General features: G+C 37.1%; 14 protein-coding genes. 4 read left to right on the top strand and 10 right to left on the bottom strand.

All coding sequences use genetic code 11. The features are described 5' to 3' along the window. Nucleotides 1–49: 49 nt before the first annotated feature. Nucleotides 50–400 (top strand): YhjD family protein, encoded by a 351-nt coding sequence (locus J2Z26_RS01895; RefSeq protein WP_193534198.1) that lies wholly within the window; start codon nucleotides 50–52, stop codon nucleotides 398–400. A gap of 39 nt (nucleotides 401–439) precedes the next feature. On the opposite strand, the gene J2Z26_RS01890 is transcribed toward J2Z26_RS01895, so the two are convergent. Together J2Z26_RS01890 and J2Z26_RS01885 are read right to left on the bottom strand one after the other, a co-directional pair. Then, nucleotides 440–994: a competence protein ComK gene (locus J2Z26_RS01890; protein ID WP_193534199.1), complete on the bottom strand. Its 555-nt coding sequence runs from the start codon at nucleotides 992–994 to the stop codon at nucleotides 440–442. A gap of 195 nt (nucleotides 995–1,189) precedes the next feature. After that, on the bottom strand, nucleotides 1,190–1,390 hold the full coding sequence (locus J2Z26_RS01885) for a hypothetical protein (protein WP_193534200.1): 201 nt from the start codon (nucleotides 1,388–1,390) through the stop codon (nucleotides 1,190–1,192). Between the two features lie 150 nt (nucleotides 1,391–1,540). Between J2Z26_RS01885 and J2Z26_RS01880 the strand changes: the two genes are divergently transcribed. Further along, complete coding sequence (locus J2Z26_RS01880) at nucleotides 1,541–1,777, top strand: IDEAL domain-containing protein (protein ID WP_193534201.1); 237 nt, start codon at nucleotides 1,541–1,543, stop codon at nucleotides 1,775–1,777. Nucleotides 1,778–1,849: 72 nt separating this feature from the next. Next, nucleotides 1,850–2,044, top strand: coding sequence for a hypothetical protein (locus J2Z26_RS01875; RefSeq protein WP_193534202.1), 195 nt, complete (start codon nucleotides 1,850–1,852; stop codon nucleotides 2,042–2,044). Between the two features lie 295 nt (nucleotides 2,045–2,339). Here J2Z26_RS01875 and aceA read toward each other — a convergent pair whose 3' ends face one another. The 3 genes from aceA to J2Z26_RS01860 form a co-directional block, all read right to left on the bottom strand. Then, nucleotides 2,340–3,620 (bottom strand): isocitrate lyase, encoded by a 1,281-nt coding sequence (aceA, locus tag J2Z26_RS01870; protein ID WP_193534203.1) that lies wholly within the window; start codon nucleotides 3,618–3,620, stop codon nucleotides 2,340–2,342. Nucleotides 3,621–3,647: 27 nt separating this feature from the next. Continuing rightward, complete coding sequence (gene aceB / locus J2Z26_RS01865; RefSeq protein WP_193534204.1) at nucleotides 3,648–5,237, bottom strand: malate synthase A; 1,590 nt, start codon at nucleotides 5,235–5,237, stop codon at nucleotides 3,648–3,650. 152 nt (nucleotides 5,238–5,389) lie between these two features. After that, nucleotides 5,390–6,649, bottom strand: coding sequence for a M48 family metallopeptidase (locus tag J2Z26_RS01860; protein WP_193534205.1), 1,260 nt, complete (start codon nucleotides 6,647–6,649; stop codon nucleotides 5,390–5,392). 208 nt (nucleotides 6,650–6,857) lie between these two features. Here J2Z26_RS01860 and J2Z26_RS01855 point away from each other — a divergent pair, with 208 nt between their 5' ends. After that, nucleotides 6,858–7,439, top strand: a complete 582-nt coding sequence (locus J2Z26_RS01855; RefSeq protein WP_193534206.1) for an SCO family protein — start codon at nucleotides 6,858–6,860, stop codon at nucleotides 7,437–7,439. A 45-nt stretch (nucleotides 7,440–7,484) separates the two neighbouring features. Here J2Z26_RS01855 and J2Z26_RS01850 read toward each other — a convergent pair whose 3' ends face one another. From J2Z26_RS01850 to J2Z26_RS01830, 5 genes are all read right to left on the bottom strand, one after another. Beyond that, on the bottom strand, nucleotides 7,485–7,781 hold the full coding sequence (locus J2Z26_RS01850; protein WP_227413577.1) for an AzlD domain-containing protein: 297 nt from the start codon (nucleotides 7,779–7,781) through the stop codon (nucleotides 7,485–7,487). Nucleotide 7,782: 1 nt separating this feature from the next. After that, a complete protein-coding gene (locus J2Z26_RS01845) occupies nucleotides 7,783–8,502 on the bottom strand; it encodes an AzlC family ABC transporter permease (RefSeq protein ID WP_193534208.1) in 720 nt (239 codons plus the stop codon). 125 nt (nucleotides 8,503–8,627) lie between these two features. After that, entirely contained in the window at nucleotides 8,628–9,422 is a 795-nt protein-coding gene (locus tag J2Z26_RS01840; protein ID WP_193534209.1) for an ABC transporter ATP-binding protein, read from the bottom strand. After that, complete coding sequence (locus tag J2Z26_RS01835; protein WP_193534210.1) at nucleotides 9,397–10,425, bottom strand: ABC transporter permease; 1,029 nt, start codon at nucleotides 10,423–10,425, stop codon at nucleotides 9,397–9,399. The genes J2Z26_RS01840 and J2Z26_RS01835 overlap by 26 nt, the downstream gene beginning before the upstream one ends. 94 nt (nucleotides 10,426–10,519) lie before the next feature. Next, a complete protein-coding gene (locus J2Z26_RS01830) occupies nucleotides 10,520–11,512 on the bottom strand; it encodes an ABC transporter substrate-binding protein (RefSeq protein ID WP_193534211.1) in 993 nt (330 codons plus the stop codon). Nucleotides 11,513–11,946: the final 434 nt, after the last annotated feature.

Genomic DNA, 11,946 nt, shown 5'->3' with positions numbered 1-11,946 from the left:
GAATTAATATAAAAATAACCAAACATATGTTCCTAGGAGGGTGACATACATGACTAGAATTACAGAAGAAGACCGCTTTATTCTAGAGCAATCCCTCTTCTTACCAATGGTATTAACAATTTTTAACCGTGACCTCTCCGTTATTCAAAACAGTCCATTTAAACTTAAGGATCCTTATATTCATTTAATTGAAGAGGCGATGAAACGCGTACAAAAAGATTTATATGTGGTTAAACAAAAAATGAGAGAGCGGAAGATGAAAGCAGTTGAGGTAGAAAGAGATGAGGCCTTTACACTTTTTTCTTTTATTTACAAAGGCTATGAAGAAAAACATAATTATTTTAATCCGCGTATTCGCAATGAAGTACTATCAATGATGGAGAAATACCTTTTCGGGTAACGCTTTGCTCCTAAAAAAATAGGAGCGCATTCATCTCTATTACATGTCGTTAACTATGGGTTTATGTTGCGAGTAATTAGGTGGGGATAAAACAAATTGTTTTCTATATTCTCTTTGGTCAATCCTTGTTGACATAATTGTTCTAAGATGGGACGTTCGATAAAGTTGGTTTTCAAATGAGCCTTCTGATATAGGCAACAATATAGACTTATCATTGGAAAAGGTTACCATTGTTTTCTCAGAACCGTCTGAAGAATGCTTAACTACATAGGTGTGAGAAATCCATGCACAATCGGATTTTGTAGGTGAGGCTGTAGGAAAAAGGTAAATCATACTAGTTGCTTCAACAATAATCGGCGCTTTATGTGTAACTCCCATTAACTCACGAGTTCCTTCTTGCCTACCCTTCAAACTAGAGCCAAAGTAGCGACAACTCCTTTCAACAATATCTGTTGGCTTCATCGCAACTAAATATTCTCCATCAGTCTCCATGACTTTTGAAAATTTTCGATTCTTAATGGTAACTGGAAGAATTGACATCGTTTTTCGATTTACTTCATAGTCTTTTAAGTAAGTAAACGAATTTACTTCCATCTAATACACACTCCTTTTTTTATAATTTAAAAGTCACACTAAAATCGTAACAGAATAGACGAGAATATTCCATGAATTCACAAAATTTTCATATTTATTGGAGGTTTCTGTTGAAAATTGTCAAAATAAATAGAGTGATTTTCGAAGGCAATTTAAAAGAATTGCCCTTACTTTAGAAAAACCACTCTACATTCATTAAGAATTGTCATATACCTGTTTTATTTCCTTTTCTCCAAGGTACTGATTCGCTTGTTCAATTGTCACATGTTCATCAACTGAATCGCCAGCATACATTGATTCAGACTCATATGGATTACTCGTATCTAAGTCCTCGGTCATTCCGATTACCGGATTCAAAGCTGTACCCCTTAAAATATCATTCGGATCCTTACTCATGATATACACCTCCATTATTATCATTGGATAAGCATGAGAAAATCATACGGAATTTTTAAAAAGAATAAAATTCTAAAAAATCTAAAAATTCTGTTGATATTTTTGAAAGTCGACAATATAATAGTAAAAAGACATTAGGGGTGATCTTTCATGAAAAATGAAAAATCGTATACTGAGATCATGAAAACCCGTACTATTTCAAAGAAAAAAGCAGAGCATAAAACGATGCTAGATGTGTACATTCAAATGATTTTAGATGAAGCCCTCTACAATAGGAAACGCGACTTACTTGAGAAGGAAATTAATAAGGCCATTGATACAAGAGATATCCCTCTTTTCATGGAACTATCAAAGGAGTACCGAGAACTCGCAAAATTCGCTATGTAATTTGTCTTTTCAATCTAATCTTCTCCACACAAAACAAATAGCTGTGGCCCAAATGCGAGGTGTTAGTTAGTTATGAATGGTAGGCTGCCGTTTTTGTTATTATTCGTAGGGATACTCCTCTATGGTTTCTCTTCTCTTTACCCATTAGGAATTGCTCTTTCAAAGGAATTCTTTTATCTACTTCTGGCAATCGGAACATGTTTATTTGCCATTAGCGGAAGAATCTTCTCGGCTATAATAAAAGCCGAACGTAAGAAAACTGGCTGACTTGGCGTTAGCCAGTTTTTTTGTTTAGTCCAGCTTATGACAAACTTACACGATGCTTATGTGGACTCAGAATCCGTTATTCACGCAAAATAGACTAATTTTAATCCTTTCGCGGACTCAAAATCCGCTTTTAAACCAATAGTGTGAGCTTTACCTTTAATTTTTAAGCAATAGCGGAATCTGAGTCCGATTTTACACCAATATGAGCCATTTTAACTAAATAACGGATTGTCAGTCCGACTTGTCCCCCGCTCCAAAAAAGAAAAAGCCCAAATCGGACTTTTTCCACTATCATTTATGCTCCTGTAAATTGCTCTTCCTCAGTCGAACCTTTTAAGGCTGTAGTTGATGATGTACCACCTGAAATAACTTGTGATACTTCGTCAAAATAACCTGTTCCAACCTCACGTTGGTGACGCGTAGCTGTGTAACCATGTTGCTCACTTGCAAACTCAGCCTGCTGAAGCTCAGAGTAAGCACCCATTCCTCTTGCTTTATATCCACGAGCTAACTCAAACATACTGTGGTTAAGTGCATGGAAACCAGCCAATGTTACGAATTGGAACTTGTAGCCCATTTTCCCTAACTCCACTTGGAATTTTTCAATCGTAGCATCATCCAATTTCTTCTTCCAGTTAAATGAAGGAGAACAGTTATATGCCAGTAGTTTACCAGGGAATTTTTCATGAATAGCATCAGCAAAACGCTGAGCTTGCTCTAAGTTCGGTTCAGATGTTTCACACCAAACTAGATCTGCATAAGGAGCATAAGCTAAGCCACGTGCAATTGCTTGGTCCATACCCGCTTTTGTTCTAAAAAACCCTTCAGGTGTTCGCTCACCTGTGATGAATTCCTGATCTACAGGATCAATATCACTTGTAATTAAATCAGCTGCATCCGCATCCGTTCGTGCTACAAGGATAGTTGGGACTCCCATAACATCGGCTGCTAAGCGAGCTGAGATTAAGTTTTTCACTGCAGTTTGTGTTGGTAGTAATACTTTTCCTCCCAAATGTCCACATTTCTTTTCAGAAGATAACTGGTCTTCAAAGTGTACACCCGCTGCACCAGCTTCAATCATTCCTTTCATTAGTTCAAAAACATTTAACTGCCCACCAAACCCAGCTTCAGCGTCAGCAACAATTGGAGCAAACCAATCTGTATCCCCTTGACCTTCAAGATGTTGAATCTGGTCTGCACGTTGTAAAGCCTGATTAATTCTTTTTACTACACTTGGAACACTATTGGCTGGGTATAAGCTTTGGTCAGGGTACATATGCCCTGAAAGGTTCGCGTCAGCTGCTACTTGCCAGCCACTTAAATAAATTGCTTTTAAACCGGCTTTTACTTGTTGTACGGCCTGATTACCAGTTAAGGCACCTAAAGCATTGACGTAGTCTTCTGTGTGAAGAAGGTTCCATAGTTTATCAGCCCCACGACGAGCTAATGTATGTTCAATATCAAGTGAGCCTCTTAATCGGATTACATCCTCTGCCGAATATGGTCGCTGTACTCCGTTCCAGCGATTATCTAATTCCCAGCTTTCTTGTAGCTTCTGTACTCTTTCATTTGTCATTTTTGTGTCCTCCTATTAATCTATTTTTTATAAAATTTCATAGCCTTCTAGTGTTAAAAATTCCTCAAACTCATCATTTCGAACCAGCTTTTGAAATAATTGTGTTGCCTCTTTGAATCGACCTTTTTCAAAGTTTTCTATGCCTACTTCAAGTTTAATTTTTTGCAACTCTTCCTCTTGTAACTGGTCAACTAATCCCAAGTCAACCTTTCGACCATCTTCAAGCACTCCCTTAGGATGGCGAACCCATTGCCAAACTTGAGCTCTCGAAATTTCAGCAGTTGCTGCATCCTCCATTAAATTGTGAATAGGAGCAGCTCCCCTACCTCTTAGCCATGATTCGATGTATTGAATTCCTACATTAATGTTCGTTCGAACACCCGCTTCAGATATAGCTCCCTCCGGTACAGCTAGGAGGTCGGCTGCGGTAACATGAACATCCTCACGCTTATTAGCAATTTGATTTTCTTGCGGCATATATTTATTGAATATTTCTTTAGCAACCGGGACGAGGCCAGGGTGTGCAACCCATGTTCCGTCATGGCCATTTTGCGCCTCACGTTCTTTGTCAGCACGAACCTTTGCGAATGCTTCTTCATTTGCCTTCTCATCATTTTTCACTGGAATCTGAGCAGCCATTCCACCAATAGCATGAACATTACGCTTATGACACGTTTTGATAACTAATTGGGAATAGGAACTCATAAACGGTACAGACATAGTTACTACTGCCCTGTCTGGCAAAATAACATTTTCTAAGTGACGGAACTTCTTAATGTAGCTGAAAATATAATCCCAACGCCCACAGTTTAAGCCCGCAGAATGATCTCGTAATTCATAAAGGATCTCATCCACTTCGAACGTAGCTAAAATCGTTTCAATTAACACAGTTGCTTTAATGCTCTTTTGGGGAATATCGAGTTCGTTTTGTGCAAAGACAAAAACATCGTTCCATAATCTTGCTTCTTTATGACTCTCCATTTTAGGCAAATAAAAATAAGGGCCACTTCCATTCTCAAGCAATCTTTTCGCATTATGGTAGAAAAACAATCCGAAATCTACTAAGCTAGCTGACACTCTTTGACCATCTAGTACAATATGTTTTTCCTCTAAATGCCATCCCCTTGGACGTACTTTTAATGTAGCAATTTCATCGCCAAGCTTATATGTTTTTCCATTTGCATTTACATAGGAAATCGTTCGATTAACTGCATCTCTTAAGTTTATCTGCCCTTCGATGACGTTCTCCCAAGAAGGTGAGTTTGCATCCTCAAAGTCTGCCATAAAAACTTTAGCCCCAGAATTTAATGCATTAATAATCATCTTTCGATCAACTGGACCCGTAATTTCTACCCGCCGATCTAACAAGTCTTTAGGAAGTGGTGCTACTGTCCAATCTCCCTGCCGTATATGCTCTGTTTCTGGAAGGAAATCCGGTAATAACCCTTGTTCAATTTGTTTCTGTCTTTTTACTCGTGCGTCTAATAATTGTCTGCGACGCTCACCAAATTTTCGCTCAAGCTTTTCAATAAGTACTAATGCCCCAGGTGTTAATATCTCTTTGTACTGATCAGTCATTCTTCCTAAAATTTGAATTCCTGACGTTTGTGTAGTCATTTACTACCACAACACCTTTCTTTTCACGTTGTTATAATACAGTATTAATAATTTAATAGTATTATATAACAGTATTTTTAAAAATGGAACAGTTTTCCTGAAAAAAATAAAAAAAGGTTTCTGTCATAGTACAGAAACCTAGAGTAAATTCCTTATTCGTTTTTTTCGTAATTTTCCAGATACGTAATTCTTTCTAACATTGTAGGGTGACCATATCTAAATATCTTTACTAAAAAAGGAGGGTTTACTTGGCTTAATCCAGCCTTTGTAAGCTCCTGAAATGTTTCGACGGCTGCTTCATTATTATGTGTCAACTCAATTGCGTAAGTATCTGCTGATGTCTCCTGATACCTAGATACTGCGTTAGAAAACGGACTTGAAGCAAAGCTTAATAAAGAAATTAATAACAAGAACAACGGTAACGAAGCTATATCCCTCATATCGTTAACCTTAAGTAATGAACCGTAACGCTGAATACAGAGTGCCATAAGCTTATGAACAATAAATAGGCCAACTAATGTAAGAAGCAAATATCCTGCAATTCCTACATAGATATGTTTCATCACATAATGTGCCATCTCGTGTGCCATGATAAATAAAATCTCTTCATCACCTAAACGATTAAGCGTTGTATCCCACAGTACAATTCGGGAGTTTGAGCCAATTCCGGTGACATAAGCATTTAACGCATTCGTTTTTTCCGACATGTTAACCTCATATACATGCTCCGATGGTATATTGGCCTCTGCAGCAAGTGTTAATATTTTTGCCTCAAGTTCCTTATCCTTTAAAGGATAAAACTCGTTATATAGTGGGTCGATAATCACAGGTTGAACAAACATTAGGAAAAGGGCAAATGGCACGGAAGCTAACCACGCATATAACCACCATCTCTTTGTACTTTTACGGATCAACCAATATAACACCGTAACAATCAAAAATGTCATTGCATAATTCACCCAAAAGTCAATTATCACATCCCTCATCCAACCAGGAAAGGCTTGGGTTGTAATATTATATTGCTTCGATAACGTATATCCAACATACTGCAAGGGGAACGTTAGTGCTTTTACAATAAGTGATAAGTAGAACACATAAATCGCTGTTTGAAGAACAGATAGATTTGAAGTTCCCTTTGACCAGTTTCGGAATTTAGCTGATATCCCTAGTACTAGGATGAAAAGGTAGATAATCCACTCAAGCGGAATATTTAAAAAGAACAATAAGTTTCGTATTTGAGAATACTCTTCTGTTAACAGTAGCTCACGTGTATTTAAAAATGTTTCAGGATCTGCTGCAGTCCCTTTTAACTCAGCTGGTATTAAGGTATTCGCACCATAAAACAAATACCAAGTCAAAAAAAGTGCAAATAATAAATAGCCGACAATCGACCAACCAATGACTTTTCTCATTACTAGGTCTCCCTTCTATGTTTTGGTTATGTAAGCTAAATGGTACAACTCTGCCACTATACATTTTAGTGTAGTCAGTGAATAGTTAGAACAAGTTCGTCCTCTTTTTGTCAAACAATGTTCAATCATTTGTAGGAGTTCTTTTAGATTGTATGATAGTATTATATTCAACACCAATATATTGTAAAAAGATTCGGAGTGAACTGTTTTGAAAAAACTATATATTACCTTTATCTCCCTTCTTGTATTAGGAATACTCGGTGGTATTTTTTATTTTACACTTTACCGTCAAGCTAGTATGGATCTTCCTGCGGATGTAGTAATGGAAACAGCTTATGGAGAAGAATATGTTTTTAGTGAGCTAGAGCCTAAAGTACGTCTAATTGAATTTATCTATATAAACTGCCCAGATATCTGTCCTGCTACTACTCATAAAATGAAACAGCTTCGTGAAAAGTTAGAGGCAGAAGGAGTTTTCGGGGATAAAGTTGAATTTTTAACAATTACGATTGATCCTGAGCGTGATACACAAAGAGCACTTCAGCAATACGGCAAAGCCTTTGGAATCGAAAATCAAAAGGATTGGGTTTTGTTAAGGGGCAGTGACGAGGCTACACAAAAAGTCGCTGGGGCATTTGACTTTCTATATCGTGACCCTGGGAACGGGATGATTATTCATAGTTCCTCTACCTACCTGATTGACGAAGAAAACCATATTATTGAAGTATTGGGTATGGACAAACAATTTGATACGGAAAAAGTTTTTAATCGAATAATGAAAGAGATTTAATAAAAAAAACCGGTGTTGTTGAGAACCCGGTGTTTTTTTATATTATTAAAAGAAATAGGAATAGATGCTTAGTGAAACAATTGCACTTAATACAACCATGATGACATTGGCACCTAGATAGGCAACAACAAATGCTGTGATTGCTCCTATGACTCCAAACCACATATCCTCGTTAATTAGAAAAATTCCTGGAACTATTAAAGCACCTAAGGTCGCAAAAGGAACATTTTTTAATACACCCTGTAGAAATGGTGGCAGTTTTATTCCATTTAGAAAGACTAATGGTAGCATTCTTGGGATATACGTTACAACAGCCATTCCAATTATCATTAATACAATCATTTTATCCACTAATCTCTTCCTCCTGTTTTGGAGATTTTGCAAAGAATTCAACCACTACTGCTGCGACAAGCGTTGCCAATACGATGGCCCAACCTGTTGAAAGAAACTGTGAAAAAAGTGTGTTACAAATAGCTGCAGCCCCAGCTAAAACGATTACCTTTTTATGTTTTTTCATGGATGGTACTAGAAGACCAACAAACATTGCATATAAAGCAACAGACATACTTTCTTGAAGTGTTTGAGGAAGACTTGAACCAATCACATGACCAATTCCTGAATTTATGACCCAGCTTGAGTAGGCAATGATAATGACACCAAACATATAACCAGTAGAAACTGTACCTTCTTTTATGGCGGATACAGAAAAAGTTTCATCTGTTACTCCAAACGCATAAAGAGCCTTTTTACCTGGATGATCATCTTCTACTTTTTCATTTAAGGATGCGCTCATTAATAAATGGCGAATGTTCACTATGAAGGTTGTTAAGATGATTTCAAACACACCTGTGCCAACAGCTAATAAACTTAAAGCTATGTATTGTGATGCACCAGCAAAAACGAGTAAACTCATAAGAATTGTTTCTGAGACTGATAATCCCGTTGATTTTGCAATTAAGCCGAAAGTCAATGCGATTGGCATATAGCCTAACCCAATGCTTACGCCTGCCTGCACGCCTTCGCGAAAATCGGAATGCTTTTTCGCTAGAATGGTAGTTGACATTCTGTTCGTTCTCCTTCATGACTAAAGATAATTATTATTCTCTTAAAAAGTATGATTTATTTCAATAGTTTTGAACTGGATTTTTTCAAAAAAAGTACACATAGAAATGAATTCTATGTGTCTATCTAGCTTAATACGGCACGGTCATTTGCTAGTTGCTCTCCGCGAATACGTTGGAACTCTGATAATAGCTGTGAAACCGTTAACTTATTTTTCTCTTCCCCAGAGGCTTCAAAGATAATTTGGCCTTTATCCATCATAATCAAACGGTTGCCAAGATCTAATGCTTGTTGCATATTATGTGTCACCATCATTGTTGTTAATCCATGTTGATTTATAATTTCTTTTGTTAGATGTGTAATAAGCTCTGCTCTAGAAGGATCTAGTGCTGCAGTATGTTCATCTAACAACAAGATGTCAGGCTTGGTAAAGGTTGCCATCAGTAATGATAATGCTTGCCTTTCTCCTCCGGAAAGCAATCCGACCTTTGCACTTAAACGATTTTCAAGACCAAGGTGTAATGTCTCCAATTGTTCCTTAAAAAAGTTTCTGCGTTGTCTTGTTACACCCAAGCTAAACGTTCGCTTTTTTGTACGTGCATAAGCAATGGCTAAATTCTCTTCAATAGTCATCGTCGGTGCAGTTCCAGCCATTGGATCCTGAAATACTTGACCAATCATGGCTGCCCGCTTATGCTCACGAATAGTTGTTACATCTTTTCCGTTTACTATGATTGACCCATAGTCTGGCATTAATCGACCAGAAATTGTATTCATGACAGTAGATTTTCCCGCTCCATTACTTCCAATAACGGTTACAAAATCCCCTGCCTTTAATGATAGATTAAGATAGTCCAATGCTACCTTCTCATCAGGTGTACCTTCATTAAATATTTTATAGATCTCCTTTAATTGTAGCAATGGCATCTCCCCTCCTCTTTGTTACTGAATGGTCTAGGATTCTCTTCGATAGCCGTTCTTTCCGACGCTTCTTTTCACGTACTCCAGCTAGAAGTTTTGGAAAGACTAGTGCGAAAACTACAATGGAAGCTGTGATTAATTTTACATCTCCTGCTTCAAGGAAGTCGATTCGAAGAGCTAATGCTACTACAATACGATATATAATTGCACCGCCTATAACAGCTAATGTAGCACGAGCAATCGTTTTAGTACCAAAAATCGCTTCACCAATAATGACTGATGCAAGACCGATAATAATGATTCCAATACCCATACCAATATCACTAAATCCATTGTATTGAGATATTAATGAACCAGAAAAGGCAACTAAAGCATTCGATAATCCTAAACCTAGAATCGTTAGTCGATCTGTATTTGCAGAAAAACTGCGAATCATGTTTTTGTTATCCCCTGTAGCTCGAAGTGAAAGGCCAATTTCTGTTTTTAAAAAATAGTCAATAACTAGTTTAATAGAAATGGAAATAATTGCAGCAAAGATTATAACACTCCAAGTTTTTGGTACAAAACCCGTTACTCCAATTACAGATAACAAGTTTGTAATTAAGTCATCGAGGCCAAGACCCTTCCAAAAGTCACTAATTATTTTAACAAGCGTTGATTCGTTTAACAGTGGCAAATTCGATTTGCCCATTATTCGTAAATTGATAGAATAAAGTGCTATCATCATTAGAATCCCAGCGAGAAGGGGATTTACTTTCCCTTTCGTATGTAGAATACCTGTCAAACTCCCGGCAAGAAATCCTACTAGTAAAGCGGTAATGGTCGCTATGAATGGGCTCACCCCATTTACAATCATAATAGCTGAAACCGCTGCTCCTGTAACAAAACTTCCATCCACTGTTAGGTCAGGAAAGTCTAATATTCTAAATGAAAGATATACACCTAAAGCCATAATGGCATAGATTAATCCTGATTCAACAGCTCCGAATAGTGCAAGTGACATTCCTGTTCATCCTCTCTCCAGTTATTCATCTAAAAAAAGATATTGGGCTGAGCACAACAACACAAACACATGTTGTTAAGGTCAGCCTCAACTATTATTCCGTATATTCAGCTATTTGTTCCCACTCAGTTTTTAGTTTAATGCCCATTTCATTTGCAGATGTTTTGTTGATTAATAGTTTTAGATTTTGTGGGTATTGAACAGGTAAATCACTTGCTGCTTTTTCCTGTGTTAAAAGTTGTGCAGCCATTAGTCCAGCCTCGTATCCAATATCAAAGTAATCGAAACCATATGCAGCAAAGCCGCCACGCTCTACTGAGTCTAGCTCTCCAACGAATAATGGAATATCAGCATCGTTTGCTACTTGAATCACTGATTCTAGAGCTGATGCTACTGTATTATCTGTAATAATATAGATTACATCTACTGCTCCAACTAAGGATTCTGCTGCCTGTTTAACTTCAGCAGAAGTTGATACAGATACAAGTTTTGTTTTTAGGTTCGTTCCTTCCATAGCCTTTTCAACAAGCTCTATTTGAGCAAGTGAGTTCTGCTCACCGGAATTGTAAATCATCCCTACTGTATTCCCTTGAAAATACTCATTAATAAATTTGATCGTATTAGGAATTGCATCTGGATGGTTATCAGTTGTTCCAGTGATATTTTTACCCGGTTTATCCATTGCTTCAACTAAACCAGCTCCAACTGGGTCTGTAACTGATGTAAACACAATTGGGATTTCAGAAGTAGCATTTAAAGCACTTAAGGCGCTTGGAGTAGAGTTTGCAAATATTAAATCGACCTTATCACCTACAAAATTTGTTGCGATCGTTTGATTATTATTTTGATCACCTTGGGCAATTTGAACATCATATTCAACAGATAACCCTTTATCTGATAATGCTTTCTGGAATCCTTCTAATGCTTTATCTAAAGATGGGTGCTCAACAATCTGAGTAACTCCTACTTTATAAGTACTATCTCCATCTGCGCTTCCGCTATTTGTGGTGCTTGTCCCACAACCACCAACGAATAGTAATGTAGCTGTTATTGAACCCGCAAGTAGTTGTTTCCATTTGTTTTGCATTTGTGGCATCTCCTTTTATGTAAATAGATTATGTTCGTATTTTACTTTCGCGCTTTTAAGCTTTTATGCTTTTATGCTTTTATGCGTTAAACTAAATTATACACAAAAAATATTAAACTTCAATACTTTATTTCTATTGGGGCCTGATGTCATCAAACTTAAGGCCATATATTGTAAGAATCTTTAGATAAACTAAACTTTGAACGTTGTCCGATCCTTTGCGCTACAGGCACTTGCTTTCCGCTCCAATACACTCTTAAAAATTTATTAAGGGGTAGCTTTAATACCCCCGGTGCATTAAAGTGCTGAAAATTACTTACTTAGGTCCACTATTAATTTTTCTATCACCTAACTTCTTATAGGTGCATAGCCTACTAGCATGGATTCGTTATATTAGAATGAATTTCAGAGTTAGATTAGAAGGGTGCTGAAAA

It is taken from the genome of Cytobacillus luteolus (assembly GCF_017873715.1).
Lineage (GTDB): Bacteria > Bacillota > Bacilli > Bacillales > Bacillaceae_L > Bacillus_BV > Bacillus_BV luteola.
The sequence above is the reverse complement of the archived record's forward strand: the minus strand, read 5'-3'. Positions and strand labels throughout refer to the sequence as shown.

Coding starts and splice junctions, on each gene's coding strand:
- J2Z26_RS01830 (WP_193534211.1), bottom strand. CDS start 11,512: ATGCAAAACAAATGGAAACAACTACTTGCGGGTTCAATAACAGCTACA.
- J2Z26_RS01850 (WP_227413577.1), bottom strand. CDS start 7,781: ATGATTGTATTAATGATAATTGGAATGGCTGTTGTAACGTATATCCCA.
- J2Z26_RS01890 (WP_193534199.1), bottom strand. CDS start 994: ATGGAAGTAAATTCGTTTACTTACTTAAAAGACTATGAAGTAAATCGA.
- J2Z26_RS01835 (WP_193534210.1), bottom strand. CDS start 10,425: ATGTCACTTGCACTATTCGGAGCTGTTGAATCAGGATTAATCTATGCC.
- J2Z26_RS01885 (WP_193534200.1), bottom strand. CDS start 1,390: ATGAGTAAGGATCCGAATGATATTTTAAGGGGTACAGCTTTGAATCCG.
- aceB (WP_193534204.1), bottom strand. CDS start 5,237: ATGACTACACAAACGTCAGGAATTCAAATTTTAGGAAGAATGACTGAT.
- J2Z26_RS01845 (WP_193534208.1), bottom strand. CDS start 8,502: ATGTCAACTACCATTCTAGCGAAAAAGCATTCCGATTTTCGCGAAGGC.
- J2Z26_RS01875 (WP_193534202.1), top strand. CDS start 1,850: ATGAATGGTAGGCTGCCGTTTTTGTTATTATTCGTAGGGATACTCCTC.
- J2Z26_RS01860 (WP_193534205.1), bottom strand. CDS start 6,649: ATGAGAAAAGTCATTGGTTGGTCGATTGTCGGCTATTTATTATTTGCA.
- J2Z26_RS01880 (WP_193534201.1), top strand. CDS start 1,541: ATGAAAAATGAAAAATCGTATACTGAGATCATGAAAACCCGTACTATT.
- J2Z26_RS01895 (WP_193534198.1), top strand. CDS start 50: ATGACTAGAATTACAGAAGAAGACCGCTTTATTCTAGAGCAATCCCTC.
- aceA (WP_193534203.1), bottom strand. CDS start 3,620: ATGACAAATGAAAGAGTACAGAAGCTACAAGAAAGCTGGGAATTAGAT.